Origin of the sequence: Mesorhizobium sp. M0276 (assembly GCF_040321755.1) — a bacterium.
Classification (GTDB): domain Bacteria; phylum Pseudomonadota; class Alphaproteobacteria; order Rhizobiales; family Rhizobiaceae; genus Mesorhizobium.
In genome coordinates this window covers 1-23,790 of record NZ_JAMYSC010000020.1, presented here as the reverse complement: position 1 = coordinate 23,790, position 23,790 = coordinate 1, and the positions used below count along the sequence as shown (strand labels likewise).

Here is a 23,790-nt window from a genome sequence, read left to right as displayed (position 1 = left end):
GCGGTTTTTGCCCGCCGCCTGCGAAAGCCGGGACTCGTCCCGGCTTGCTGGTCAACGTGCCGGTACCGGAGGAGTTCCTGGTCTCCGGGGCGAAACCGTTACTCCTTTTTCGAAACGCCGCGATCCGCGTCCGATGGGAGCCTTTGTGTCGATCACACGTTCTAACCGGAATGCAAACCGGAACGGTGAAAGGTCGGCAGAATGTATTTCATTGCGTTGGCGACGGACTACGATGGCACGCTGGCTCATGACGGGACAGTCTCCAGGAAGACCCTCGCTGCCCTTGAACGGTTCAAGAAAAGCGGCCGCAAGCTGCTTCTCGTCACCGGGCGCGAACTGCCCGATTTGAAGCACGTTTTTTCCGAAATCGGCCTTTTCGACAAGGTCATCGCCGAGAATGGAGCGCTGATCTACACGCCCGCCAGTGAGGAAGAACGGGTGATTTCGCCGCCGCCGGAACCCAAATTCGTTGCCAGGTTGAAGAAGCAGGGCGTCAAGCCGCTTTCGGTCGGGCGGTCGATCGTCGCAACCTGGGAACCCCATCACGCCACCGTGCTCGAGGTCATCAAGGAACTGGGGTTGGAGCTGGAAATCATCTTCAACAAAGGCGCGGTGATGATCCTGCCGAGCGGCATCAACAAGGCCACCGGACTGGCTGCGGCACTTCAGGATCTTCGGCTTTCGCCACACAATGTGGTGGGCGTCGGCGACGCCGAGAATGACCATGCCTTCCTGCAGGCGTGCGGCTGTAGCGTCGCCGTCGATAACGCAATTCCCGCTGTCAAGGCCACAGCCGATCTGGTCATGCGTGGCGCTCGTGGGAAGGGCGTGGAGGAACTGACCGACAGATTGATCAAGCGCGACCATGAGATCGTGCCGAGGCGCCATGACGGCATCGTTCTCGGATCGGCCGGCGGCGACGAGATTTATTTGTCGCCGACCGATACTGTCCTCATTGCCGGCAGTTCGGGCATCGGCAAATCCACTTTGGCCACCGCGCTGACTGAACGCTTCATCGAGAGCCGGTTTCAGTTCTGCGTCTTCGATCCCGAGGGCGACTATGACGGTCTCGAAGGCGCCGTTCGGCTGGGAGACGGCTCCAGCGCGCCGACAAAGGCGCAAGTGCTGGATCTTATCGCCAAGGCCGAAAGCAATATCGTCGTCAACGGGTTGTCCCTGCGCGTCAATGAGCGACCGGATTTCTTTGCCGACCTGCTGCCTGGCCTCGGCAGTTTCCGCCGTCGCACAGCGAGACCGCATTGGCTCCTGATCGACGAAGCACACCATCTCCTGCCCAAGCGGCGCGACGATACGCGGGCAGTCCTGTCATTGGAATTGCCTGGCACGATCTTGATCACCGTTCACCCGGAAGCGATCTCGACCGACGCCTTGCGCCTGGTGACAGCCATCATTGCGCTTGGCCCCAAGGCGAAGGACGTCGTGAAGGTCTTCTGCAAAGTGACCGGCATCGAGCCGCCTAAGGAGATCTCCTCGCCCAAGGGCGAGCGCGTGTTGTTCTGGCGGCCGCAGAAACGCAAGAAATTCGCCATGGTCAAGGTGATCGAGCCACGCCAGTCGCTCAAGCGGCACAGCCGCAAATATGCCGAGGGGCAACTCGATGAGGCGGGCAGTTTCTATTTCCATGGCCCCGACGATGCGATGAATCTCAGGGCCCACAATCTGATGATTTTCGCCCAGATGGCCGAGGGCATAGACGACAAGACCTGGGAGTTTCACCTGCGCGCCGGCGACTATTCCAAATGGTTCCGCCAACAGATCAGAGACAAGGACCTGGCACGCGAAACAGCCGAGGCGGAAAAGGACGAAACGCTTACAGCCGAGGAAAGCCGCAAGCGCGTACTCGACGCGGTTCGGCGGCGATATACGGCGCCCGCCACGGCGCCGGAATGAGGCGGAACGACGCCGGCGCTATTGGTTCTGTACGCGGAAACTCTTCTCAGTCCGGCAACGCGGCGACCGCGACGATTTCAACAACGATGTCGGCTTGCGCAAGCGCCGCAACCCCGATCACCTCCGAGGGTGGCGGATTGTTGTAGCTACAGTGTTTCGGGCAATGCTCGGCAAAGAACTGGTCCAGCACGTCGAGGCGAAAATTGGGAGAACTCAGAACGCCGCCATCGGGAAATGGCCCCTTGATGAAGAAGGTCAGCCGGATGAGATAGTCGAGCGCGCTGCCGAGTTCCTCCAGATCTGATTTGATGTTCGTCAAAACTTCGCGCCACTGTGCCGCCGCATCGCCAGCGAAGCCACCTCCCCTTTTGCCGGCTGGATCGTAATCGTCGGCGGTTGCCGTGTTTCCGCAAAGTAGACAAATCCCTTTGCTCCGGTAACGACCGTACCTTTTCCCCACGGCATCAACCGGCCGTTCTTGAATTTCTTATGGGTTACGAGTTCCATGGTCCTGTTCGACGCCGTCGCGCCCCTGATCATCAGGCGATCAAATCATCTATTCTAATCGGTAGATCTCGAATGCGCTTGCCAGTGGCGTGATACACGGCGCTCGCGACAGCGGCCGCCGTCCCGACATTGCCGAGTTCCCCCAATCCTTTGACGCCGGCTGGATTGACGTCCAGATCTACCTCCGGAACAAGGATGACGTCGACCTGTTTGATGTCCGCGTTGACCGGCACCAGATAATCTTGCAGGTCACGATTGACATAGCGGGCGTTGCGCCGATCGATTTCCGTTGCCTCGTGAAGGGCCTGGCCAATACCCCAGATCATGCCACCCATCAGTTGGCTGCGCGCGGTGCGCGTGTTCATGATACGCCCCGCGGCAAAGGCACCGACAATGCGCGGCACGCGGATTTCGCGTGTGTAACTGTTGATGCGGACTTCGACGAACTCGGCGCCAAAGGCATATTTCACTGAGTCCTCGTCCTGATCGCCACCGTGGAATTCCGCCTGCCCGGCATAGAGTTTCTTCAGCGCCTCCGGCGTCGAACCCCTTGGTGCAAATTCCGCATATTCCTCTATGGCACCGACCTGCATCGCCTTGAAGACATCCGACAGCTTGGCGGATTTGCCGCCGCTTGCCACGATCTTCTCTTGCTCCATTTCCAGTTTGGCATTGCCGGAACCAGCCAATGGCCCGTCTCCAGCAACGGCTGCCGCGAAAAGTTTTCCGCGCACGGCATCACAGGCCTTCAGAACCGCAGAGCAAACGCTCGCAGTCGAAATCGAGCCGCCCGAGACCGGCGCCGGCGGCAGTGCACTGTCGCCCATTTCGACGCTGACCTTGTCCATCCCTATCCCCAGACGTTCGGCCGCCGCCTGCCCTGCCACGGTACGCACACCGGTGCCGATCTCATGCGAGCCGCACTGAACGCGAACCTGGCCATCGGCGGTCAGGCGGACACGGGCGGCGCATGGCGCGCTGGCGGTTGGATAGATGGCGGTTGCGCAACCCATGCCGATCAGCCAGTCGCCATCGCGCATCGACCCGACCGCGGCATCGCGCTTCGACCAGCCGAAGGCTTCCGCCGCCTGTTCGTAGCATTTGACCAGCGACCGGCTGGAGAATGGCTTGCCGCCGATAGGTTCTTTCCCGGGCTCGTTGACACGCCGAAACTCGACGGGATCCATACCGAGCGCGATGGCCATTTCGTCCATGGCGTTTTCGAGCGCGTAGACATAGGGCGTCTCGGGCGGCGAGCGCATGTAGCCCGGTGTGTTGCGATCGGCATGGACGAGCGAGACGTTGGTGAGCACCGAACCATAGTTGTACATGCGGCCGGTGGCTGACGTGCCGCCGACGACATAAGAGTCAGGGCGTGATGTCACCTCCCAGCCCTCATGTCCGAACGCCATTATGCGGCCGTCCTTGTCGGCGCCTATGCGGATTCGATGCCGCGTCTCGGCGCGATAGGTCTGGGTGTTGAATGCCTGCATACGGCTGACGACGCAGCGCACCGGCCGTCCGACACGACGCGCGGCAATCGCGACAATTGCCGCGCGAGCGGTCATCGGTCCCTTGGAGCCGAAGGCGCCGCCGACATAAGGGCTGACAATCCGCACATTGGCGGGATCGATCTTCAACTGCCGGGCGAGTTCGATTTTCCAGCCGGTGACATTCTGGCTTGGCTCATGGACAGTGAGTTGATCGCCTTGCCACATCGCCGTGGTCGAAAACAGTTCGATCGGATTGTGATGCTGGGTCGGCGTCGAGTATTTCTGGTCGATCTTGACGGCAGCGGATGCATAGGCGGCGTCGAAGTCGCCAGCTTTGACATCCTCCTTGAATATCGGGCTCTTCCCCGCTGCGGCCTCTGTCTCCACCCCTTTGGAATCGAAGCTGGCGCTGGAAGGTTGGTCTTCATAGTCGGCGCTGATCAACATTGCCGCTTCCTCCGCCGCCTCGAATGTCTCGGCGACAACCAGCGCGATGATCTGGCCGTCGTGGAAAATCGTCCTGTCATGCAAGGGTGCGATGGAGCTTGCACCGGTGTTGCCAAATTTCGGCCTATCGGTCTTGTCCATGTCGCCATAGGTTACGATATCCAGCACTCCGGGCACGGCCCTGGCGTCATCCGTGTGGAGTTTGGAAACCTTGCCTCTAGCGATGCTGCTGGTTGCAAGGGCACCATATGCAACATTGGCTGTGGCGATGTCGGCCGGATAGCTGGCCTGCCCGGTAACTTTCAATCTGCCGTCTATGCGGACAACCGGTTCGCCTTGGTTTTCTTTTGGAACTGGCGCGGCTTGGTTCATGGCTCAGACCTTCATGTCGCGAGTTTCGAGCAGCGCGCGCACCAGGGTGCGCTTTCCGAGCGGCACCTTGAACGCATTGTGTTCGCGCGGTTTGGCATCGGCAAAAGCGGCGTCGGCAGCCTTTTCGGCCACATCTTCTTCCATCACCTTGCCTTGAAGCGCGGCCTCCGCCGCCCTCGCCCGCCATGGCACGGTCGCGACCCCGCCTAGCGCTATGCGCGCTTGTCTGACGGTGTCTCCGTCCATGTCCAGCGCAACGGCGGCGGAGGCGAGCGCGAACGCATAAGATTCGCGATCGCGTATCTTCAGGTAGCGCGAGCGGCGGCTCCATGCTTCGAGCGGAACATCGATGGCGACGATGACTTCATCGGCGGCCAGATCCGTCTCGATGTCGGGCGTGTCGCCGGGAAGCCGATGCAGTCTGGCGAAAGGGATCTTGCGCGGACCATGCCGTCCCTCCACTTCCACGACCGCATCGAGCGCAATCAGGGCCTGTGCGAAATCGCCATGATAGGTAGCGATGCAGGCATCGCTGGTGCCGAGCACGGCATGCTGGCGGTTGAACCCTTCCATCGCGGCACAGCCGGAACCGGGCTCACGCTTGTTGCAAGCCCAGGAGGTTTCACGAAAATACTCGCATCGAGTGCGCTGCAGCACATTGCCGGCAAGGCTCGCCATATTGCGAAGCTGGCCGCTGGCGGCAAATTTCAGGCCATCGGCAAGGAGCGGACACCTATGCTTGACGTCATTGTTGTCAGCTGCTTCTCCCATCCGGACCAGCGCACCGAACCGGATGGTGTCATCGGTTACCCTGATCTGCCGCAGGGCAGGCTCGGCAAGAGTGTTGAGGTCGAGCAGTCGCACAGGCTGCGCGACGCCAAGCTTCATATGGTCGGCCAGATTGGTGCCGCCAGCGATGAATTGGGTGTTGGCCTGTGTTGGCGCAACATGCCTGGCGTCGACGTGGGAAGCCATGGCGATCGCCACCGAAACGCTCGTTGGTCTTTCATAGACGAAAGGACGCATTTCTAGGCCCTCCTGATCTCGTCACGCGCCTGGATGATTGCCGCAACGATGTTGGGATAGGCCGCGCACCGGCAGAGATTTCCGCTCATATACTCGCGGATGTCATTGTCCGACCCGGCATGGCCTTCGTCGATGCAGCCGATGGCGGACATGATCTGGCCCGGCGTGCAGTAGCCGCATTGAAAGGCATCATGGTCGACAAAGGCCTGCTGCACCGGATGCAGTTCTCCGTTAGCTGAAGCCAGGCCTTCCACGGTCGTGACCTCGCGGCCTTGGTTCATGACGGCGAAGCTCAGGCAGGAGAGCACCCGCTTCCCATCGACAAGAACGGTGCAGGCTCCGCACTGACCATGATCGCAACCTTTCTTGGTGCCGGCCAGGCCAACATGATCGCGCAGTGCGTCGAGCAGGCTCGTGCGATTGTCGAGCGCGAGGTTGTAGGCCTGCTTGTTGATCCGCATCGAAATCGTCGACAGATCGCGCGGCTCGGCCGCTTTGGCGGTCGGCGGCTCGGCGGCTTTCGTCGACGTGGCTATGAGGGGCATTGCCGCTGCTGCCGAAACAGAGCCCGTCATAAAGGTGCGTCTGCTCAGGCCGCCGGGATTTGTGGAATTAGACATGGCTGGTTTCCAACTGGCTGAGGTCTCAAGCGGACCAAACTGCTCGCGGGTAACAAAGTTCCGTCCTCACATCGCTGTGATCGCTTCTTTTGCGGGGCGGTCACGTGGAACTTCACCAGCAACGCGGTGGTTGTCTTCGTCAGGCTCCAACGAAGGAGACGAGCATGAGCAGTGACCAGAGCGATCGACGCAGCGATCAGAAAGAAGGCCCTGTCTTTTCGGCTGAACAGGCGCGGCAAGGTGAGATCATCCTGCGGACCCGCACACGCCGTATCATCTTCGTCGCAGGCCTCGTCGGTATTGTGATCCTCATAGCGGTAGTGAGATTCGCTGTCGGCTGAATGGCTTCGGCTGCAATCCCCGAAAAATGCCAATGTCTCGCTGGCCAGTTCGTCAGGAACTTTTGTGAACAGCTGCCGTTGACCCGAAAAAAGCGGTCGGGCGCCTTTGCTTGAGAGTTCTCCCGTGGACGCGAAAACCGAAACCAAAGAACCAGACAAAACCAGAGATCCGCGCGGGGCTTCGAGCAAGGCCAGATCGGATGCGTCGGCAAAACGCAAGGGCGATGCGGCGCAGCCCGACACTCCGGAGCGCGAAGCGCGGGACAAGGGGGCGGATAATCAAAAGCCCAGCCTCCAAAGCTTCCCGCGGCGGCACCCTTACATGTCCATTACAATCCTGATCGTGCTGTCGCTGGCCGCCGGGGGAATGACCATGTGGTGGCTGAACGCACGCCAATATGAATGGACGGACGATGCCTTCATCGACGCCCGCACGGTAACCATCGGCGCCGAGATATCGGGACGTATCACCGACCTGGCCGTGACCGACAACCAACCGGTCAAGGCGGGCGACGTCCTGTTGCGCATCGATGACAGCGACTATCAGGCCGGCCTCAAGCAAGCCGATGCCGGCGTGACCTCGGCGCAAGCCGACATCGTCGAGATGGAGGCTCAGATTGAAGCTCAAAACGCAAAGGTCGATGCAGCGCAGAAGCAGATGGCGCAGGCCCAGGCGGCACTCGATTTCGCCAAGGCCGAGGACCAGCGCAACCGTGACCTTCTGGCCAAGGGCACAGCAACCCAACAGCAGGCACAGCAGGCAGCGTCGACGCTGCGCCAGGATCAGGCTGCTCTCGATAGTGCTGTGGCCAACGTGGCTGCCGCGAAGAGCCAGGTCGTTGTCTTGCAGGCACAGGTCAAGAGCGCCGAAGCCAAACTCGATCAGGCCAAGGCGAGCCAGGACCAAGCGCGCACAACACTGTCCCGCACCACCATCACGGCACCGGTTTCCGGACGAGCAACCAGCATCTCGGTTGCCAACGGTTCCTATGCCCAACCCGGCCAGGTGCTGATGATGTTTGTTCCCGACGAGGTTTGGGTGAAGGCCAACTTCAAGGAAACCCAGCTCGATCTGATGCGGCCGGGGCAGCCGGTCGAAATCGACATCGACGACTATCCGGAAAGATCCTTCCATGGCCGCGTCGACAGCATCCAGGCGGGCAGCGGCACCGCCTTCAGCCTGCTGCCGGCAGAAAACGCCACCGGCAATTTCGTCAAGGTGGTGCAACGCGTGCCGGTGAAGATCGTCTTCGACAAACCACCTGGCGTGCTGCTAGGCCCGGGCCTGTCGGTGGTGCCGGCGGTCAAGGTGCGATGAGCGACGAAATGGTCAGCGACCATAGCGAAAGCCGGTCCGCCGCCGGTGGGCGCAATCCATGGCTGATCGCTATCGTCGTCTCCATCGCGACCTTCATGCTGGTGCTCGATACCTCGATCGCCAACGTAGCGCTACGAAACATCGCCGGTAGCCTGGCGGCCGGGATGGACGAAAGCACGTGGGTGATCACCACCTACTTGGTCGCGAATTCTGTGATCATACCGATCAGCGGCTGGCTGGCCAGCGTGATCGGACGGAAGCGCTACTACATGCTTTGCGTCGCGACCTTCACCATCGCATCGCTGCTTTGCGGCCTCGCGCCCAATCTGCAAATGCTCATCCTGTTCAGGATCTTGCAGGGCCTCGGCGGCGGCGGCATGGCGCCGAGTGAACAGTCCATCCTTGCCGACACGTTTCCGCCCGAAAAACGTTCCCAGGCTTTTGCCCTCTACGGCATAGCCGTGATCGTCGCACCGACGGTCGGGCCGACCATCGGCGGCTGGCTGACCGACCATTTCTCCTGGCACTGGATTTTCTTCATCAACGTGCCGTTCGGCATCATGTCGCTGGCTTTGGTGCAGTGGCTGGTCGTCGAACCGGACGTGCTCGAACGCGAGCGCCAGGAGCGGTTGAAGGGCGGCCTCAGAATAGACTGGGTTGGGTTCTTCCTGGTCGCCACCGCACTTGGCTCCCTGGAAATCTTCCTCGACGAAGGTCAGCGCAACGACTGGTTCGCATCGGGTTTCATCACGACTTCCGCAGTGATTTCAGCGATCTCGTTCCTGCTGCTCATCCCTTGGGAATTCCGCCACCGCGATCCAATCGTCGACATCCGCCTGCTGTTCAGCCGCCAGTTCGGTATGTCATTCCTGGTGATGATGGCAGTCGGCGCCGTGCTGTTCAGCACGACGCAGTTGATGCCACAGCTGCAACAGACCGCCTTCGACTACACGGCGACCCTGTCGGGCCTCTCGATGATGCCCGGCGGCATTGCCATGCTGATGCTGATGCCGATTTCCGGATTTGCCGCAGGCATCGTTCAGCCCAAATATTTGATCATGATGGGCATGTCCGTTGTGGTGCTCGCCCTGTGGCACATGACGTCGCTCACTCCGGATGCCAGCTTCCGCTTCTTTGCCTTTGCGCGCATCTTCCTGATGATCGGCCTGCCGTTCCTGTTCATCCCGATTTCGACGGCGGCTTACGTCGGTCTCGCTCCGCAGCAAACAAACCAAGCGTCGGCGCTGATCAACGTTGCCCGCAACATCGGCGGCAGCATCGGCGTGTCGCTGTCCAACACGGTGATCGCCCAGAACGCGCAACTGCATCAGGCAAATCTTGTCGGCCACACCGTGCAATCCTCACCAAGCTATCAACAGATGCTGCGTCAGGTAACCGAGCACTTCGTCGCTCAGGGCTCACCGATGGTCGAAGCGAAGCAGCAGGCGATCGGTTGGCTCGGACAATTGATCGCGCGTCAGGCTTCATTGCTCGCCTATATCGACGTGTTTCGGTACTGCGCAATCGTGACGGCCCTGTTCGTTCCCCTCGCCTTGCTGTTGCGGTCGTCAAACCCGAAGCCCGACAGGCGATAGCTAGTCTTGCCTCCATGTTGCGATTTTTCGATTGGAACTCTCTCGCTGGCTCTCCGTTCAGACTTTACAGAACAGGGAGAACAGTCGTGCCACGAGGCGAAAAATCGAAATACACCGACAAGCAGGAACGCAAAGCCGATCATATTGCGGAAGGTTATGAGAAGCGCGGGGTTTCCGGGCAGGAAGCCGAAAGGCGGGCATGGGCGACCGTCAACAAGGATGATGGCGGCGGCAAGAAAGAAGGCGGATCCGGACGCGGCAAACATACCGGCCATCCTGCGGCGCACAAGGGCGGCAAAAGCGGCGGCACGGCATCCGCATCACGATCGGCCGCAAGCCGATCGGAATCGGCTGCAGCAACACGCAAGCGGAATGCCGAACACCACGTTCATTGACCTGGACGAAGCCCATTCAGGCTGACAAGGCCCAAGGCGATGGGAGTACGTGCATGAAATCGCAGCGCGTCAACGAGATCAGCGGACAAAGGACATTCGTCGTGGTGCTCGACCCCGGCGAAGAAGCGTTCGCCGCGCTGACCGCCTTTGCGGTCGACCAGAAAGTCGGCAGTGCGTCCTTGACCGCCATCGGGGCTTTCGAAAGCGCGACCGTGGGCTGGTTTGATCCGAATGCGAGGACCTATCGCAGAATCCCGATCGACGAGCAATGCGAGGTCCTGAGCGCGATCGGCGACGTAGCGCTCGGCGACGATGGCAAGCCCAGCCTTCACGTCCACGCAGTGCTCGGATTGAGCGACGGCACCACCCGGGGTGGACATCTGCTTGGCGGCATCGTCCGGCCAACGCTCGAAATTACTCTTGTGGAAGCGCCCGGCCACCTTCGCCGTCGCAAGCATCCTGAACTCGGCGTCGCTTTGATCGATCTGGACGCCTGACGCCCAAATTCGCGAGATCTTGTCACGCTTTCCTGTTCGTATCTGCGGGCATCTTGTCTGGCGCAACTTCCCAGCCAAAGACGCTGCGACCGCCGAGCAGATGCGACCGGTCGAACTCTTCGCTGACAATTTCCTTCAGGCTGGGGCCGGTGACGTATCGCTCGACCTGCCGCGACTGGTCGTCCAACCGCTTCAAGGCGCCGATTTCGTCTTCATGACCGAGTTTCGCCTTTTGCACGGCGGACTTCAGCACACCGATGGTCTCGTCATAGACTTTCAGAGGTACCGGGAATGGATGCCTGTCCTTGCCGCCATGCGCCAGAGAGAACCGGCCAGGATCGGAAAAACGGCACGGCGCGCCATGCACCACTTCGGCGACAAGGGCCAGTGCGCGCACCGTGCGCGCACCAACACCTGGTACCAAAAGGAGCTCGGAAAAATCCTCGGGGCCGCGTTCGGCAGCGGCCGCCATGTTTCCATGCAGCCGACGCATGATGACATCGCTTTCGCGCACATCGTGATGAGCTGGCATGATCAGATGCGGCAGCAACAGCTGTTGCGGTGCCGGTGCCGTGCCGCGCTCCAATGCGGCGAACTCCTTGAGGATGCGATCCGGACCGAGATCCTGCAACAGATCCAACTGTCCGCGGCGCGAAGCTTCGGCGCGCCGGTCGGTCAGATTGACGATCTCGCCTTGGTTGGCGCCTTCGATGGCCGTGTGCGGCTGATCGACGAAACTCTTCAAACCTTCGGACAGCCAATGATAGCGGCGCGCCACCTTGCTGTCGCCGTTCATGCCTTGCTGGACCACGACCCAATCGCCGTCATCGGTGACGATGAACCCGTGCAGATAAAGGTCGAAACCGTCCTGAACGGCCGCGCTGTCCACCTTCGCAACAAGCCGACTCACGGTTGCCAAACCTGCTCCGTCGAAGCCGACGCGCTCCCCAATAATTGCGAGTTCATGCGGAGTTTTGCGCGAATGGGTGCCGCGGCCGCCGCAGACATGAATGCCAAGTTCGCCGGAGAGCGGCGTCAGACCGCGCTTCAGGGCGCCGACGACGCTGGTCGTGATGCCGGACGAGTGCCAGTCCATGCCCATGACGGCGCCAAACGATTGAAACCAGAACGGATGCGCCAACCGGCGCAGCAACTCGTTGCGGCCGTACTGATGGATGATGGCCTCGCACATCACGGCGCCCAGGCGCGTCATGCGATCGCCAAGCCATTTCGGCACGCGTCCACCATGAAGTGGAAGATCAGCACTTCCCGATCGTTGCGCCACGTCCGTTCCTATGCCTGCCGTTTCCTCGACAGATAGGTATCCCAGATCGCACGAAGAAGCACCCGATGCTTCTGTCCGGCTGAACGCCGGCGACATCAAGTCCAGTGAGAGAGAACCACCTCCATCTCTACCGTCTCGACCTGCTGCGCAAATCGTTGGTGATAAACGGTCAGCAGCGCGTCATGCGTCGCATCGGAAGAGCTGCAAAGCGCGTCCGTGACGAGAACCACGCGATAGCCATAATCGATTGCTCCGAGCACCGTGGCGAGGACGCATACATCGGTTTCGCCGCCAGTGACGACCAGCGTATCGATATCGCGCTCCGTCAGAAAACGCCTGAGCCGACCTTCGAACCAGGGCGAGTAAATGTGCTTGTCGATGACGGCCGCCGGCGGACAGTGAGCGGCCAACACCGGCAACAGTTCGATCATTTCGTCGCCGATGCTTTCGATCGTCATCGAGGCCCAGCGCTCGTAGTAGCGCTTCCATGTGCCGACCCCCTGCCCCCGCTTTTGGGCAGGCAGGAAGCGCGTAAAGACCGTCTGCTGCGCCTTCTTGTCGACCAGGCTCTCAATGCGAGGGAGGACGCGAGTGATCCATGGGGTTGCCCACTGTGACGGCTCGGCAAACAGCCGCTGCATGTCGACGCAGACATGCATGCAGCGGTCGCCCAGAGGCCCATAGGTCAAACCCGGCATCGACATCAGGCGATCCGTACCCGGTCGGATTCTTTCATGAGGCTTCCCTTGCCGTCGGAGGCATGGATCAGAACGTCCCGTGCCGGCACTCGTTCCCAATCGCTACAGGAACCGACATCAGCCATCGGCGTTTTCGCCTCATGGATCCGACTTGGAGATGAACTCACAAGAAATTCCGATGGCTGCCATTTATCAGCATTTCGACAAGCGGCCGGGACAGCGACGATGAGCATTTTCTATCGAGCGGCCAAGATTGCGGAAGAGGTTCACGCCGCGCAGCGCGACAAGACCGGTCGGCCCTATATCGAGCATTGCCGACGTGTCGTCGACGCTGTCGAGACTATGGATCAGAAAGTCGTCGCCTATCTGCATGATGTCCTGGAAAAAGGCGAAGGCTGGTCTCGAGCCAAGCTGGAAGAGACCGGCTTTGGACCGTCGATTGCTTCTGCGGTCGATGCCATGTCGCGCAGAGACGGCGAGGACTATTTCATGTTCGTGCGGCGGGCTGCATCGAATCCGCTGGCGCTGCCGGTAAAACGCGCTGACCTCGAAGACAACATCTGGCAGTCACGGCAAATTGGGGCCTCGACAGCCAAATACGAAGAAGCCTTGCGCATCCTCGACGAGGAATTCTCCGAGCGCTAGCAAATGCCTGCCAGAGGTTCAACGATACTATTCCATGACATGTGGCGTGTGCCGTTCGTCCTCCACCGGGTCGATATCGATGCGTGCCTTTTTCGGATCGAATGCGCCGTGACGTGCAATGGCCCGCGCTGCGGGATCCGGCGTCTCGTATGCCCACATGAAATCATCGGCCGCGCCACCAACTGCATGGACACGCCAATAACTAGCGGTTCCCTTCGAAGGTGAGCTGCTTGTCGTGTTTGTCTTTTCGAAAAGGTCGAAATAGATGTCCTCGAAAGGGATATAGAACACCGGTTCATGTCCCTCTTCCCTGAGTACCTTCGCGCGCTCCGTGGCTGCGACTATCGCGTCGGAGAATCGCACTGTTACCGTGCCGGCAAACGGTTCTATGGTTAGTGGGCGATGATGGTGCTCTGAAGTTGCGCCTGAGGTTTGCATTCGAATTCTCCGTGGCTGCCATTGACCGCGACGGCGTTCCGGTCCGCCATCCATGGAGACGAAATGCGCGGCGATGCATCAGGTTCCAGCCTGTCCGATGAGCCGAGACCGGCGAGCCAAAGGCTTATCGCCTGCCGTAACTGTCGAGAAAGCTCGTCAACAGTCGCGAAACCTCTTGTGGGGCCTCACGTGTCGGAAAGTGCCCGACTGCATCCAGGACCACTCGTTTGTAGGGCGCAGTGAAGTGCTCCTCCAGGCCTTCCGACGATGCGGTCAGCACAACACGGTCGTCGCCACCATGAAGCGTCAAGGTCGGCACAGTGATGATCTTGACCGATGTTTGCCGGCGGGCCAGTTCCGCGTAGCGGAGATCGGGCTCCGCCTCACCCCAGCGAACCCGATAGGAATGCAATGTCACATCGGGCCAATCCGGATTTTCGAAGGATACAGCCACTTCATCGAAAATGGCATCGTCGAACCAGCCCAATGGGCTCCAGCTGTCCCATAGGAATCTGGCGAGTTCCTTGCGGTTCTTTCGCACGAACTCGGCGCCCCGCCCTGTTGCCATGAACCATTGATACCAAAATGCTTTCGCCTGTTCGGGCGCTGGCGTTGCGGGCTTGCCGGGTTGCCAGCCAAGCGACAGCGCAGCACAGCACCTGATGCGATCGGGAAAAATCGAGGCCAAGAGGTAAGAGATCCGAGCTCCCCAGTCGTGCCCTACGACCGCAAAACGGCTGAGGCCAAGCGCGTCGGCAAAGTCGAGTACATCCCGCGCCATTGCGGCAATTTCGCCGGATCGCATGGTTTCATTCGACAGGAACGATGTCCGTCCAAAGCCTCGCAGCCAAGGCGAAAACGTCCGAAATCCGGCCTCATGAAGGACCGGCGAAATGCGCGCGTAAGTGGTCGCGTCGTCCGGCCAACCGTGCAACAGGATAACGGGGGCACCATTTTCTGGCCCGCCACCGAGATAGGCGATGCGCAGCAGTGGCGTATCGCAAGATAAGACGGGGTTCATTTACTCTCCGGCGCTTTAACCGGCTGGTCGCCGCCAGTCGTCGACTTGGACCTGGCATCCTGGTCAACCTGCGGGTTCTTGTCGATAGTGTCGGTGTTGGCTTTCGTCGGTTCGGTGCTGTTATCACAGGCGCCAAGCGTAAGAGCAGCAGCAAACACCAGAAGCGACAAGGATTTCTTCATCGAAACCTCCTCTGGCTGATATCGACAAACGAGGCTCGGCGAATTTGGTTGCCTTAGCGGGCGCTCGGGCCAGCCTTCAGTCCTTCGAGCTTTTTGAGCCGGCGCCGACTGTCGGATCAGGCACTGCGGGGCCGCGTTCAGTCTCCGGACCTTCTCCCTCTATCTCCTGTACGGCTTGATCCCAGTGCTCCTGCTCGCGCCCAGTCGGACGGCCCTCGCGCTCCCAGATTTCATAGGCGCGCCGTTTGATGCGCTCTTCCCTGTTGTCCATGACATTCGATCCTCCAATCTATCAATCTCAATTCGGGACGATATTTTTTGTTCCTCTCTGCCGGGGAGAGAGCCACTGCGGGCGCTGCGTTTCAAACAAGACGCATGTGGATTGCGTGCACAAGCACTTGGTTATTGCCGTACCGACGTTTTTTCGTGACATGCCAGCGCTGACGGTTTTATGTATCCGGCTGTTGATCTGCGCTCTGTACCCTAGCCTCCGCCATCGGCTGATGGGCAGTGCCCTGATCGCCGCGGATCGAAAGACGTGACTGTCATTTCGAGATCAAGGTGACGCCCATGCGGGAATTGCCGAAAGACATCGACGCCGACGTGGTGATCGAAATCAGCCACCTCCTGGACGACAGTCCGCTTTTCGTCCCCGTCAGGGTTCATGAACTTGCAGCCAGGGTAAGGCAGAGGGTGAAGACAGGTTTGCCGGACCTCTCGATCGAAGAACTGATCGTGGAAATGGCCTCCGTCCGCCGCTTGGCCATGGCGTTCGACCTGCCTGGATCGGAAAATGTGGTGCAGATTCCGGTTCGCCATCCGCGCCCCTAAATCCATTGCTCGCTGGGCTGACCCGGCGCCGTATCTCATCTGCCAATTGATCGCGCGGCTCGCCGGCAAGATGGCGTCGGGAACCTAACGTGCGACCGCGGATTGAGTGCCCACGAGGGTTCGAATGCAGGTCATTGCGATGCCCCTTAGTCCGGATTGGCAAGATATAGCGGCACGGTTGGTTTTCACTGTGCTTGCCGGCGCGCTGATAGGATTGGATCGCGAAGCGCGCGGCCACGCGGCAGGGCTGCGGACAACCATTCTGGTCGGTCTGGCCGCCGCTCTCACAATGTCTCAGGCAAATCTGCTGCTGGGAGTCGTCGGCAAAACTCCCGGTTCCTTTGCCTCCATGGACGTGTTGCGCTTTCCGCTTGGCGTGCTGACCGGTGTCGGCTTTATCGGCGGCGGCGCCATTCTTCGCCGCGGCAATCTTGTCAGCGGGGTCACGACGGCCGCCACATTGTGGGTGATGACTGCGATCGGGCTGGCGTTCGGCGGCGGTCAGTACGGTTTGGGGTTGGCTGGGACGGCGCTGACCTTGTTGACACTTCTCGTGCTGAAATGGATCGACGTGCGCATTCCCCGCGACCATCACGCCGAACTCGATATCGCCTGGAGGGAGGGAAAGACGAGCGATCTCGGCGAACTCGTCAAGCCGCTGGGTTACCGGGCACGCTTGGTTGGCATGGAGCGCCCGGATCACCAGGATCCCGTCTTCTCATTTGAAATCGCCTGGACGCGACCGGACCGTGGCGGCCCGCCGACAGATTTGCTTTCGCTCTTGGACCAGCACTGCGAAGTCAAGAAATTCAGTCTCGTCAGCGAGCCGGCGCACTGACCACATTGCGATTGTCCTGCCTAACATGAACGCCTGCTAATAGAACAATTGGAAAATCATGACCGCGGCCGCCAGCGCCATGATGCCTGTCGCTGCCCAGCCCACCAGGCGCATGGCCAATGGGACAACGGCATTCCCCATCACATCGCGTCGCGCCGTCATCAGCATCATCACCACCATCACCGGGACCGCGACCACGCCGTTGACCACCGCGCTCCAGTAGAGGGCTTTGATCGGGTTGACAGGTGTAAAGTCGAGACACGCACCAAGGAGCGTCGCCAGAGCGATCGCCGCGTAGAACGCTTTTGCCTGCAGCGGCTTGCGCTCCAACCCGATCGGCCATTTGCGCGCCTCGCCAAGCGCATAACCAGCCGACCCCGCAAGGACCGGAATTGCCAGGAGCCCGGTTCCGATTATGCCGAGGGCAAAAATCATCGACGCGAACTGGCCGGCGACGGGCTTCAGCGCTTCCGCGGCCTGGCTCGAGGATGTTATGTCGGTGATGCCCCTGACATGCAGAGTGGCGCCTGCGGTTATTATGATGGCAAGGGCAACCAGATTCGAGAATGCCATTCCAACATAAGTATCCAGCCGGATGCGCTTGATGGCGTGGGTTGACCGCCGCGGTGCCTTTTTCAGAGGCTTGCGTCGACTGGCTTTTTCTTCTTCAACCTCCTGCGAGGCTTGCCAGAAGAACAGATAAGGGCTGATGGTGGTGCCGAAAATGGCCACGACCGTGGTCCAGAATTGCGGGTCTGGCGACAATGTCGGGATGAATAGTCCGCGCGCGACTTCTGCCCATGGCACGTGCACGAACAGGATCGTGCCGAAATAGGCAAACAGCGAAACGGTCAGCCATTTCAGGATCGAGACGTAGCTGCTGTACTTTAGAAATATCTCAAGAACCACAGATATGCCCGCAAAAAGTGCGACGTAGAGGAGTTGCGGACCGCCAACGATTAGCCGCAACGCATCGGCCATGGCACCAAGGTCGGCGCCGATGTTGATGGTGTTGGCGATGAGAAGAAGACAAACAATCGCCTGCAGAAGCCAGTCTGGATAGTAGACCCGCATGTTGCCGGCAATGCCCCGGCCGGTGGTCCGGCCAATGCGCGCACTGATTTCCTGAATGACAGACATCAGCGGATAACTGAACAACATCGTCCACGCCAGTCCGTAGCCAAGTTGCGCGCCAGCCTGTGAATAGGTGGCAATGCCGCTCGGATCATCGTCGGAGGCTCCGGTTATCAAGCCCGGCCCGAAGACGGTGCGAAGCCGCGATTTTGGCGCCCTCACCCCACCGGAAGCATTGGCGTTCAGCGCTCTCTCCTTCGCTGTCGTTTTGCGTCAAGCATTACAAAGCCCGCCGCTCGCTCAGAAGCGACGAGCCGAACATTCGGGTCAGGTGACGCTAAATGCGCCCGAGCACGACTAGAATAATAACAATAAGCAGCACCAGACCGAGGCCGCCGCCACCATAATAGCCGGTGCCGTAGAATGGCCCGCCGCCAAGTCCACTAAAGCCGCCAAGCAATGCAAGAATTAGAATGATGATGAGGATGGTGCCGAGACTCATGACGTTTCCTCTCCTCTCCTGTTTGCAGCTTCCCGCCGTCCGAAGCCACCGGCGGCCGCCTGCTGAGGATATGAACTCGCCACCAGCCTTCCAGTTCCCGGGGGTCCACTGGCTCTGACATGTCGGTCATCGGCAGTTTCAACATGCCGTGACCAAACTCATCCCGTGACGCCTGGATAGCCTTGGCCTTTCAACAATCCAGCGAGGTGGGCGGCGTTGGAAGCGGCCATTTCGATAGTGCCAGAGACCTTTTCCGGTGTTTCCGGCAAATCGACATAGTTGACATCCTCCATGGCTTCGCCAACCCAATAGACCCCGCTGTTGGCGGGAATGGTGAAGCCGACGTCGTTCAATGCTTGAAAACATTCCGCGTGGCAGTGGTGCGCCCCATCCTCGTTGCCGACGATGGCCACCAAAGCCACCTTTCCTGCTGCCGGCATGCGCCCTTTGTCATCGGTCTCCTCCAAAAACGCATCCATTCGCTCTAGAACGCGCTTGGCGACGCTCGAGGGCTGGCCGAGCCAGATTGGTAGGCCGAGCACGAAGATGTCGGCCGCCATTATTTTCTTCCTGAGTTCCGGCCAATCATCGCCCTCGCCCATATCGGAAAGCACACCTGCCTTGATACCGTGGTCGACGGAACGGACGATTTCGCCTTTGACGCCGTATGGCACCAGCGCCGCCAGAACATCGGCAAGCAGCCGATCTGTGGAGGATTTCTCTCTGTCATTCGAAGCTTTAAGCGAGCAATTGAGGGCGAAGGCTTTAAGTGGCATGTCAGATCTCCTGCATTATTCCAGCCAGCTGCAGTCGCCGCGACTGCCACGCGGCGGCGCGTTAATGCAACTTGTTGCGGGATCGCTTGGCATTTAACGCCAAGGGTAAATCCTTGTTCCGCTGACGGACACGGCATGCAGACCGCTGGCCGGCTGCGGAGCCATGTCTTTTCCGTCGCGCGAAATCCTCTTTTTTCGCCATCCGGGGTGACGCGGACTTCGGGTCGATCGACGACTATCTCGAGGGTTTGATGCTGTCAGGCGCGAAGAACCTGCATGGCCAGGTGATCACCAATTGCGGTGAGTTTCTGCCTATCGAGGCGCCGGAGCCATTCGTGAAAGCGCTGACGGATTTTGCACCGAGATAGATGAAGCAATCGGGCTTCACGCGACGATATATTAGCAAACAATGGAACTTAGGCTTTCCTTGAGTGTTGAGGTCGCAGTCGCCTTACTCCAGCGACGGGAAAGCCATCGCGTCGGCTTTTCGGACTATGCCCCACCGGCCCAGCGCCGGTGGGGCTTTTCGTAGGGGAACACAAGACCAGAATGACTTGGTGCTTTAGCGCGGTACGGTGCGAAGCGCCGACATGAAAAGCATCAGCAACGCCAAGGCATTGAGCCCGGCGGCGATTGCATGCGAATATTCCCACTGGCGCCGGAGCAGCTTCCAGTTTTCGGGCAAGATGGTCCAATTCCGCGTTGCCTGGTTGGCTGGATAGGTCAGCGTCCGATGAAACAGGCGTTAGCAACCGCCATCGGCGTCTGGTGGATCGGGCGCCTGGCGACCACCATCATTGACTGTGAACTGGCCATCGGATTCTTCACCTTGCTGAAAGCTGGACTTCTGCTTCAAACAAACCTCCCGCGATTCTGAAAAGCCAGTGCGCGAGGCATCAGGGATTTCGAGGGCGCAATGTCCGCAAGGTGATTGAATAACGGTGCTCCGCAAGCGGTGGGATGCTGTGCTCCCATTCCGTGCGCGATGGACCGGTCATGAGATAGGCCGACCTTGGCTCGACGACGATGGTCCGTCGATCCCATCTGGTGCCATTCTTTCGCCGGAGGCGGAAACTGCACGGCGCCAGCAGCGAAACGCCGGCCACATCTTCGAAGTGTGGCTTGTCGCGATGCCAGCCGATACCAGCGCCATGCTGGTACTCGTTGACCAACACCTGCTCGAAAGCTTCGGCAGGCCGGCCTGCAAAGGCCGCGACCTTCTTGCGCAGAGGCAGTAGAAAATCAGGTATCGCGGGCGCCTCCACGACTTCACGTCGGTCGTAATCGTAGCGCAAGCCGAAACCGATGACACGCCGGTTTGCCAGATGGCCATGAAAATCAAATGCCTGGAATGGCAGGATTTGCAGTTGCCGGGCGAGTTCGGTTTCTTCTTCCGGCGTGATCAAGTCGGGCTGATAGAAAAATCCCTGCTGAAGATCGTCGGCAGCATCGAAGAGATCGGCTTGGCGCACGGAATCGGTAGTCCTGGTTTTCAGCGACGACATGTCCTTAGATGGTGAAACGAATCCATCCCGCAACCTCCAGATTGTTTCCAACACCATTCATCCGGGTAGTCAGCGGTTTGGGCTACGTCGATCCTCGCGGTTCCCGGCGGTGTCGGCGCGCACTCCGAGCGACGTCACCTGTGTTGTCCAGTGGAACAGAGCGGCCGCAAGACGGTTGAGTTTTCTACCAAGCTGGAGTTGGCGTGCTTGGAACCAACTTCGGGTTCACCGGTTCGAAGACCGTCCATCGGAGTTTCCTTGACCATGCCCAATGCAACAGAACGCCCAATCGATGCGCTGAGCGCTGGCGCCCGAGGATTCGCAGTATCACCACCGCCCTCCCATCGGACTCCAGCAGCGACCAGGTCTCCCAATGCAGCGACTTGAGACCGGCGCCTGTTTCTGCGGAGGGGTTGTCGCTGTCATGCACGGTGAGCCTTTCTGGATATGCTACGATCATGATGACGATTGCCGGCGGGCCATTGGAAGTCCGCTTACAGTCTGGGTTGGCTACCGGCCCGAGCAATTTCGGCTACTCAAGGGAACGCCGAAAGCCTTTTCCAGGACTCGCGGCGTCGTAAGGACATTCTGCCCGGACTGCGGGACCTCGATAGGGTACAGCGATGACGGCCTGCCGAATGAGCTTTATCTGACAATCGGCTTCTTCGATAATCCCGAACGTTTCCGGCCCCAGGCACATGCCTATTGGGACCTGCGACTGCCTTGGGTCGATGTTGACGACGACCTGCCGCGCATCGATCAGTATTCGAGAAAGCGCAATGCGGAATTCGGCAATCCGCGTGACAGATAGCAGAGTATCATCTCCCGCCGTGGAACCGGACAATCCTGAGGGGGTTTGTCCGAGTGACAACGGGTGCCGACATGCCGTCGACTGTGATCCGCGACACGAACTACGACCCCGCGACCAGGATCCTCTCCGTCTGGTTCGTGCCGAGTGGTATTCGCTATGATTACGAGGACGTGCCCCCGGCAACCTACGCCGCTTTCAGAAAGGCGTCATCCAAAGGCCGCTTCTTCAATGAATTCATTCGCGACCGGCACAAACATCACCGGTTTGTGAAACGGGAGGCAGGCGGGAAATGAAGTGCTTTAAGGGGCTTTGCGGGGGGTCACTGTCCGGACAGCTTTTGCTTGATCTTCTTTATCATGCCGTCGTGAGGTTGACCCATGAAACGGTTCTCGATGCCGGCCCATTCTGATATGCGAACGATGTCCTCAAAGCTGGCGAGGTCGACGCTTGCTTCCGGCGCCAGCGGCTTGCCTTGCCGCAAATCGTCGAGCGCCTGCTGCACGGCATGGACTGCGCGGAACAAAAGCGTGGTCGGATAAAGGATCATGTCGTAGCCCATTTCATGCAACTCGGTGGGCGATTGCCAAGGGGTCTGGCCGCCGCGCTCCAGGATGCTTGTGGCCAGTGGAACGTCCCTAAACGCCTCGCCCACCTGTGTCAGTTCCTCCACGCTGGTCGGCCCCTCGACGTAAACACCGTCGGCGCCGGCGTCGAGATAGCGCTTGCCGCGCTCTATCGCGTCGCGCAGCCCGTGCGGTTGCCGCGCATCGGTACGGGCAAGCAGGAAGAAATTCGGGTCGTCGCGTGCCGCGACGGCGGCGCGAATCTTTTCCTCCATGAATTCCGACGCAACGACCTCCTTGCCTGGCATGTGGCCGCAGCGTTTTGGTGGCTTCTGGTCCTCGATGAACAGGGCCGAGGCACCGATCGCCTCGTAGCTCCTGACAGTGCGCGTCACATTCTTGACATCGCCATAGCCGTCGTCGCCGTCGATCAGCACCGGCAGGTCGGAAGCTTCGACGATTTCACGCGCCCTGGCGTGCTTTTCACCGAATTGTTCGAGATCGATGTCGGGCACCGCGTGCATGGCCGCGACCATAGCGAAGCCACCGATCTGATAGGCCGGGAACCCGGCGCGCTCGATCAACCGGGCCGTCAGCGCGTCACCGGCCGACGGCAACACCAGCGGCGCGTTATGATCAATCATCGATTTCCAGGAAAGACGCCGGACCATTTTCGAACCTCCAGTCGGAAACGCGATCGATAGATCGAGGTTCCAGGAGCTTTGGCGAACAAAGGACTTCAGCCGGAGTTGGCAGTTCTCAAGGCGCCAGATTTCATTGGGCTCGTGCATGCGTTAGGCGTCAAAGGGCGGCGCTTCACGTCAGTGAACGACCTTGCGGTCTTGCCGGATGCACTTGCTGGCGCCGATGCGGTTGGCGGTTTGCATCTGTTTGAGATCACCATCAACGGTGATGTAGAATTGGCTGTCTCCAACGAAATCGCCGAGCACCTTCGCTGCTGTTCGACCGACTTTCGAGACATTGCGAGCGCCGTTGGCGGCGTGAATGGTCGGTGGAAATCAAATCCGCAACCGACTTGTGAGAAGTCTCGGGGGAACCTCCCCGTCGTCCCGCCGTTGTGCCGTATCGAGGCCAACGAAATGCTGGCAAAGCCGATTGGGCTGGAATCGCGAGTGCAATAGGAGTTCGAGAATCTATGCCTACCAAGAAACCGAAGATCGAAAGCAAGGACAAGAAGGCATTGCGCCTGGCGGAGACGACCGACGTTTCGCCGAAACAGGCCAAGGACCTCATGCAAAAGCATGGCAAGGACAGTTCGAAGGTTGAAAAGGAAGCCAAGAACTTCAAGGCGGAAGGATAGCCGCCTCAGAAGGAAGTAACGCACTCCCACCGTCCAGTCCTAACGCCTCCATCTGCCTGCGGACATTTCCCAACTGCGCCTTCGGAGAGTTCGAACAGGCACCTTGGCTACGCGCCGGTTCAGCGCAACTCGTTCGACCCGTCAGCGACGCCCACGCGATGCCGATAGACCATCTCCCATCCCTTCCAGCCTGTGAACAGCAGGATGAGAGCCACTATCAACGAGAGGATCAGGCCGGTGGGAACCACAGCCGCCGCGCCATGCTCGTATCGGGAGTACCAGTTGTAAAGTTCGATCAGGACGACAAGTACATTTCCACCTGCATGAAGCCATGCCGTTGTAAGATTGCGAATTTGAACATCGCCCAAGACATCCGTGAGGCCGGCAAGGGCTGCCAGGGCGGCCATTATCAGGCCCGCTCCAAGGAGCCAAAGCGTACCGGTGACCCAGCCCGGGTTAACGGTTCGCCAGAAGATCAGGTCGCAAACCAAGGTGGCAACAAAAAACGCGATCGGGAAAGGAATCAACATGGGATGGATTGGATGGCCGGAGACGCTGGCTGTGCTGCGCGGGTTGTGGGTCATTATGATGCCTCCAACAGACGTCGCGCCGACGCGTCCACGCCGGCGGCAGTGCATGTCCAAGATGGCGCGCATAGAGGACCAAGATGCCCGTCTATGCCGGCTAGGGGGCCTAACCCGGATATCTCACACAGTTGAAGTGCATCGGGGCTCCGAATCAAGGAAAATGCTTCTGCGACAAAGACTTACCTTGAGCA

The 23,790-nt window shown here is 59.7% G+C and carries 31 protein-coding genes; 13 read left to right on the top strand and 18 right to left on the bottom strand.

Annotated elements, in window-relative coordinates:
- Positions 1–201: 201 nt before the first annotated feature.
- Complete coding sequence (locus tag NKJ01_RS17180) at positions 202–1,911, top strand: HAD family hydrolase (protein ID WP_352729621.1); 1,710 nt, start codon at positions 202–204, stop codon at positions 1,909–1,911.
- 46 nt (positions 1,912–1,957) lie between these two features.
- Here NKJ01_RS17180 and NKJ01_RS17175 read toward each other — a convergent pair whose 3' ends face one another.
- From NKJ01_RS17175 to NKJ01_RS17150, 6 genes are read right to left on the bottom strand one after another with little or no spacing between them, the layout of a single operon-like run.
- A complete protein-coding gene (locus NKJ01_RS17175; protein ID WP_352729619.1) occupies positions 1,958–2,230 on the bottom strand; it encodes a RidA family protein in 273 nt (90 codons plus the stop codon).
- Positions 2,227–2,418: a hypothetical protein gene (locus NKJ01_RS17170; protein ID WP_352729618.1), complete on the bottom strand. Its 192-nt coding sequence runs from the start codon at positions 2,416–2,418 to the stop codon at positions 2,227–2,229. The genes NKJ01_RS17175 and NKJ01_RS17170 overlap by 4 nt, the downstream gene beginning before the upstream one ends.
- Before the next feature lie 32 nt (positions 2,419–2,450).
- On the bottom strand, positions 2,451–4,730 hold the full coding sequence (locus NKJ01_RS17165) for a xanthine dehydrogenase family protein molybdopterin-binding subunit (protein ID WP_352729616.1): 2,280 nt from the start codon (positions 4,728–4,730) through the stop codon (positions 2,451–2,453).
- Between the two features lie 3 nt (positions 4,731–4,733).
- Positions 4,734–5,756, bottom strand: coding sequence for an FAD binding domain-containing protein (locus NKJ01_RS17160; protein ID WP_352729614.1), 1,023 nt, complete (start codon positions 5,754–5,756; stop codon positions 4,734–4,736).
- Positions 5,757–5,758: 2 nt separating this feature from the next.
- Positions 5,759–6,376, bottom strand: a complete 618-nt coding sequence (locus NKJ01_RS17155; protein ID WP_352729612.1) for a (2Fe-2S)-binding protein — start codon at positions 6,374–6,376, stop codon at positions 5,759–5,761.
- Positions 6,346–6,936, bottom strand: coding sequence for a hypothetical protein (locus NKJ01_RS17150; protein ID WP_352729610.1), 591 nt, complete (start codon positions 6,934–6,936; stop codon positions 6,346–6,348). The genes NKJ01_RS17155 and NKJ01_RS17150 overlap by 31 nt, the downstream gene beginning before the upstream one ends.
- A gap of 103 nt (positions 6,937–7,039) precedes the next feature.
- Here NKJ01_RS17150 and NKJ01_RS17145 point away from each other — a divergent pair, with 103 nt between their 5' ends.
- From NKJ01_RS17145 to NKJ01_RS17130, 4 genes are all read left to right on the top strand, one after another.
- A complete protein-coding gene (locus NKJ01_RS17145; protein WP_352729608.1) occupies positions 7,040–8,035 on the top strand; it encodes an HlyD family secretion protein in 996 nt (331 codons plus the stop codon).
- Positions 8,032–9,630 carry a DHA2 family efflux MFS transporter permease subunit gene (locus NKJ01_RS17140; protein WP_352729606.1) on the top strand — a complete coding sequence of 533 codons (1,599 nt, stop codon included), beginning with the start codon at positions 8,032–8,034 and terminating at the stop codon, positions 9,628–9,630. Before NKJ01_RS17145 ends, NKJ01_RS17140 begins: the two co-directional genes overlap by 4 nt.
- An 86-nt stretch (positions 9,631–9,716) precedes the next feature.
- Positions 9,717–10,025 (top strand): plasmid stabilization protein, encoded by a 309-nt coding sequence (locus NKJ01_RS17135; RefSeq protein ID WP_352729604.1) that lies wholly within the window; start codon positions 9,717–9,719, stop codon positions 10,023–10,025.
- A gap of 53 nt (positions 10,026–10,078) precedes the next feature.
- Entirely contained in the window at positions 10,079–10,522 is a 444-nt protein-coding gene (locus NKJ01_RS17130; protein ID WP_023757848.1) for a PPC domain-containing DNA-binding protein, read from the top strand.
- A 22-nt stretch (positions 10,523–10,544) separates the two neighbouring features.
- On the opposite strand, the gene NKJ01_RS17125 is transcribed toward NKJ01_RS17130, so the two are convergent.
- Together NKJ01_RS17125 and NKJ01_RS17120 are read right to left on the bottom strand one after the other, a co-directional pair.
- Positions 10,545–11,807, bottom strand: coding sequence for a DUF763 domain-containing protein (locus tag NKJ01_RS17125; protein ID WP_352729602.1), 1,263 nt, complete (start codon positions 11,805–11,807; stop codon positions 10,545–10,547).
- Positions 11,808–11,902: 95 nt separating this feature from the next.
- On the bottom strand, positions 11,903–12,511 hold the full coding sequence (locus tag NKJ01_RS17120) for a cysteine hydrolase family protein (protein WP_023757849.1): 609 nt from the start codon (positions 12,509–12,511) through the stop codon (positions 11,903–11,905).
- 219 nt (positions 12,512–12,730) lie between these two features.
- On the opposite strand from NKJ01_RS17120, the gene NKJ01_RS17115 reads away from it, so the two are divergent.
- Entirely contained in the window at positions 12,731–13,150 is a 420-nt protein-coding gene (locus NKJ01_RS17115) for an HD domain-containing protein (protein ID WP_023757850.1), read from the top strand.
- Between the two features lie 27 nt (positions 13,151–13,177).
- Here the strand turns inward: NKJ01_RS17115 and NKJ01_RS17110 are convergent, their stop codons facing one another.
- The 4 genes from NKJ01_RS17110 to NKJ01_RS17095 form a co-directional block, all read right to left on the bottom strand.
- Complete coding sequence (locus NKJ01_RS17110; protein ID WP_023757851.1) at positions 13,178–13,588, bottom strand: DUF427 domain-containing protein; 411 nt, start codon at positions 13,586–13,588, stop codon at positions 13,178–13,180.
- Positions 13,589–13,712: 124 nt separating this feature from the next.
- On the bottom strand, positions 13,713–14,609 hold the full coding sequence (locus NKJ01_RS17105; protein ID WP_352729599.1) for an alpha/beta fold hydrolase: 897 nt from the start codon (positions 14,607–14,609) through the stop codon (positions 13,713–13,715).
- Complete coding sequence (locus NKJ01_RS17100; RefSeq protein ID WP_352608850.1) at positions 14,606–14,791, bottom strand: hypothetical protein; 186 nt, start codon at positions 14,789–14,791, stop codon at positions 14,606–14,608. Before NKJ01_RS17100 ends, NKJ01_RS17105 begins: the two co-directional genes overlap by 4 nt.
- Positions 14,792–14,867: 76 nt before the next feature.
- Positions 14,868–15,062: a DUF2934 domain-containing protein gene (locus NKJ01_RS17095; protein WP_352486737.1), complete on the bottom strand. Its 195-nt coding sequence runs from the start codon at positions 15,060–15,062 to the stop codon at positions 14,868–14,870.
- Positions 15,063–15,361: 299 nt separating this feature from the next.
- Between NKJ01_RS17095 and NKJ01_RS17090 the strand changes: the two genes are divergently transcribed.
- Positions 15,362–15,622 (top strand): hypothetical protein, encoded by a 261-nt coding sequence (locus NKJ01_RS17090; protein WP_352729597.1) that lies wholly within the window; start codon positions 15,362–15,364, stop codon positions 15,620–15,622.
- A gap of 124 nt (positions 15,623–15,746) precedes the next feature.
- On the top strand, positions 15,747–16,460 hold the full coding sequence (locus NKJ01_RS17085) for an MgtC/SapB family protein (protein WP_032907014.1): 714 nt from the start codon (positions 15,747–15,749) through the stop codon (positions 16,458–16,460).
- Positions 16,461–16,496: 36 nt separating this feature from the next.
- Here the strand turns inward: NKJ01_RS17085 and NKJ01_RS17080 are convergent, their stop codons facing one another.
- The 3 genes from NKJ01_RS17080 to NKJ01_RS17070 form a co-directional block, all read right to left on the bottom strand.
- Positions 16,497–17,711, bottom strand: a complete 1,215-nt coding sequence (locus NKJ01_RS17080) for an Nramp family divalent metal transporter (protein ID WP_352729595.1) — start codon at positions 17,709–17,711, stop codon at positions 16,497–16,499.
- A gap of 160 nt (positions 17,712–17,871) precedes the next feature.
- Complete coding sequence (locus tag NKJ01_RS17075; protein ID WP_023757858.1) at positions 17,872–18,036, bottom strand: DUF3309 family protein; 165 nt, start codon at positions 18,034–18,036, stop codon at positions 17,872–17,874.
- A gap of 158 nt (positions 18,037–18,194) precedes the next feature.
- Positions 18,195–18,812, bottom strand: coding sequence for a flavodoxin family protein (locus NKJ01_RS17070; RefSeq protein WP_352608223.1), 618 nt, complete (start codon positions 18,810–18,812; stop codon positions 18,195–18,197).
- A gap of 733 nt (positions 18,813–19,545) precedes the next feature.
- On the opposite strand from NKJ01_RS17070, the gene NKJ01_RS17065 reads away from it, so the two are divergent.
- The gene (locus tag NKJ01_RS17065; RefSeq protein WP_352729592.1) at positions 19,546–19,689 is read left to right on the top strand and encodes a hypothetical protein; all 144 of its coding nucleotides are present in this window, start codon (positions 19,546–19,548) and stop codon (positions 19,687–19,689) included.
- A 19-nt stretch (positions 19,690–19,708) separates the two neighbouring features.
- Here NKJ01_RS17065 and NKJ01_RS17060 read toward each other — a convergent pair whose 3' ends face one another.
- Positions 19,709–20,317: an alpha-ketoglutarate-dependent dioxygenase AlkB gene (locus tag NKJ01_RS17060; RefSeq protein WP_352729753.1), complete on the bottom strand. Its 609-nt coding sequence runs from the start codon at positions 20,315–20,317 to the stop codon at positions 19,709–19,711.
- Positions 20,318–20,690: 373 nt separating this feature from the next.
- Here NKJ01_RS17060 and NKJ01_RS17055 point away from each other — a divergent pair, with 373 nt between their 5' ends.
- Both NKJ01_RS17055 and NKJ01_RS17050 read left to right on the top strand, forming a co-directional pair.
- Positions 20,691–21,128 (top strand): GFA family protein, encoded by a 438-nt coding sequence (locus NKJ01_RS17055; protein ID WP_352729590.1) that lies wholly within the window; start codon positions 20,691–20,693, stop codon positions 21,126–21,128.
- Between the two features lie 53 nt (positions 21,129–21,181).
- Positions 21,182–21,421, top strand: coding sequence for a KTSC domain-containing protein (locus NKJ01_RS17050; RefSeq protein WP_502904927.1), 240 nt, complete (start codon positions 21,182–21,184; stop codon positions 21,419–21,421).
- 26 nt (positions 21,422–21,447) lie between these two features.
- Here the strand turns inward: NKJ01_RS17050 and NKJ01_RS17045 are convergent, their stop codons facing one another.
- Positions 21,448–22,362, bottom strand: coding sequence for an isocitrate lyase/PEP mutase family protein (locus tag NKJ01_RS17045; protein ID WP_352729588.1), 915 nt, complete (start codon positions 22,360–22,362; stop codon positions 21,448–21,450).
- Between the two features lie 78 nt (positions 22,363–22,440).
- On the opposite strand from NKJ01_RS17045, the gene NKJ01_RS17040 reads away from it, so the two are divergent.
- Positions 22,441–22,833, top strand: coding sequence for a thiamine pyrophosphate-dependent enzyme (locus tag NKJ01_RS17040; RefSeq protein WP_352729586.1), 393 nt, complete (start codon positions 22,441–22,443; stop codon positions 22,831–22,833).
- A gap of 14 nt (positions 22,834–22,847) precedes the next feature.
- A complete protein-coding gene (locus NKJ01_RS17035) occupies positions 22,848–23,012 on the top strand; it encodes a hypothetical protein (RefSeq protein ID WP_352608237.1) in 165 nt (54 codons plus the stop codon).
- 119 nt (positions 23,013–23,131) lie between these two features.
- On the opposite strand, the gene NKJ01_RS17030 is transcribed toward NKJ01_RS17035, so the two are convergent.
- A complete protein-coding gene (locus NKJ01_RS17030) occupies positions 23,132–23,596 on the bottom strand; it encodes a DUF2231 domain-containing protein (protein ID WP_352729583.1) in 465 nt (154 codons plus the stop codon).
- Between the last annotated feature and the right edge of the window lie 194 nt (positions 23,597–23,790).

Excerpts from the sequence above, each read along its gene's own strand:
- NKJ01_RS17180 (WP_352729621.1), top strand. The coding sequence starts at position 202 with ATGTATTTCATTGCGTTGGCGACGGACTACGATGGCACGCTGGCTCAT.
- NKJ01_RS17170 (WP_352729618.1), bottom strand. The coding sequence starts at position 2,418 with ATGGAACTCGTAACCCATAAGAAATTCAAGAACGGCCGGTTGATGCCG.
- NKJ01_RS17165 (WP_352729616.1), bottom strand. The coding sequence starts at position 4,730 with ATGAACCAAGCCGCGCCAGTTCCAAAAGAAAACCAAGGCGAACCGGTT.
- NKJ01_RS17160 (WP_352729614.1), bottom strand. The coding sequence starts at position 5,756 with ATGCGTCCTTTCGTCTATGAAAGACCAACGAGCGTTTCGGTGGCGATC.
- NKJ01_RS17155 (WP_352729612.1), bottom strand. The coding sequence starts at position 6,376 with ATGTCTAATTCCACAAATCCCGGCGGCCTGAGCAGACGCACCTTTATG.
- NKJ01_RS17145 (WP_352729608.1), top strand. The coding sequence starts at position 7,040 with ATGTCCATTACAATCCTGATCGTGCTGTCGCTGGCCGCCGGGGGAATG.
- NKJ01_RS17140 (WP_352729606.1), top strand. The coding sequence starts at position 8,032 with ATGAGCGACGAAATGGTCAGCGACCATAGCGAAAGCCGGTCCGCCGCC.
- NKJ01_RS17130 (WP_023757848.1), top strand. The coding sequence starts at position 10,079 with ATGAAATCGCAGCGCGTCAACGAGATCAGCGGACAAAGGACATTCGTC.
- NKJ01_RS17120 (WP_023757849.1), bottom strand. The coding sequence starts at position 12,511 with ATGTCGATGCCGGGTTTGACCTATGGGCCTCTGGGCGACCGCTGCATG.
- NKJ01_RS17115 (WP_023757850.1), top strand. The coding sequence starts at position 12,731 with ATGAGCATTTTCTATCGAGCGGCCAAGATTGCGGAAGAGGTTCACGCC.
- NKJ01_RS17110 (WP_023757851.1), bottom strand. The coding sequence starts at position 13,588 with ATGCAAACCTCAGGCGCAACTTCAGAGCACCATCATCGCCCACTAACC.
- NKJ01_RS17105 (WP_352729599.1), bottom strand. The coding sequence starts at position 14,609 with ATGAACCCCGTCTTATCTTGCGATACGCCACTGCTGCGCATCGCCTAT.
- NKJ01_RS17100 (WP_352608850.1), bottom strand. The coding sequence starts at position 14,791 with ATGAAGAAATCCTTGTCGCTTCTGGTGTTTGCTGCTGCTCTTACGCTT.
- NKJ01_RS17095 (WP_352486737.1), bottom strand. The coding sequence starts at position 15,062 with ATGGACAACAGGGAAGAGCGCATCAAACGGCGCGCCTATGAAATCTGG.
- NKJ01_RS17090 (WP_352729597.1), top strand. The coding sequence starts at position 15,362 with ATGCGGGAATTGCCGAAAGACATCGACGCCGACGTGGTGATCGAAATC.
- NKJ01_RS17085 (WP_032907014.1), top strand. The coding sequence starts at position 15,747 with ATGCAGGTCATTGCGATGCCCCTTAGTCCGGATTGGCAAGATATAGCG.
- NKJ01_RS17075 (WP_023757858.1), bottom strand. The coding sequence starts at position 18,036 with ATGAGTCTCGGCACCATCCTCATCATCATTCTAATTCTTGCATTGCTT.
- NKJ01_RS17070 (WP_352608223.1), bottom strand. The coding sequence starts at position 18,812 with ATGCCACTTAAAGCCTTCGCCCTCAATTGCTCGCTTAAAGCTTCGAAT.
- NKJ01_RS17065 (WP_352729592.1), top strand. The coding sequence starts at position 19,546 with ATGAAACAGGCGTTAGCAACCGCCATCGGCGTCTGGTGGATCGGGCGC.
- NKJ01_RS17060 (WP_352729753.1), bottom strand. The coding sequence starts at position 20,317 with ATGTCGTCGCTGAAAACCAGGACTACCGATTCCGTGCGCCAAGCCGAT.
- NKJ01_RS17055 (WP_352729590.1), top strand. The coding sequence starts at position 20,691 with ATGCAGCGACTTGAGACCGGCGCCTGTTTCTGCGGAGGGGTTGTCGCT.
- NKJ01_RS17045 (WP_352729588.1), bottom strand. The coding sequence starts at position 22,362 with ATGGTCCGGCGTCTTTCCTGGAAATCGATGATTGATCATAACGCGCCG.
- NKJ01_RS17035 (WP_352608237.1), top strand. The coding sequence starts at position 22,848 with ATGCCTACCAAGAAACCGAAGATCGAAAGCAAGGACAAGAAGGCATTG.
- NKJ01_RS17030 (WP_352729583.1), bottom strand. The coding sequence starts at position 23,596 with ATGACCCACAACCCGCGCAGCACAGCCAGCGTCTCCGGCCATCCAATC.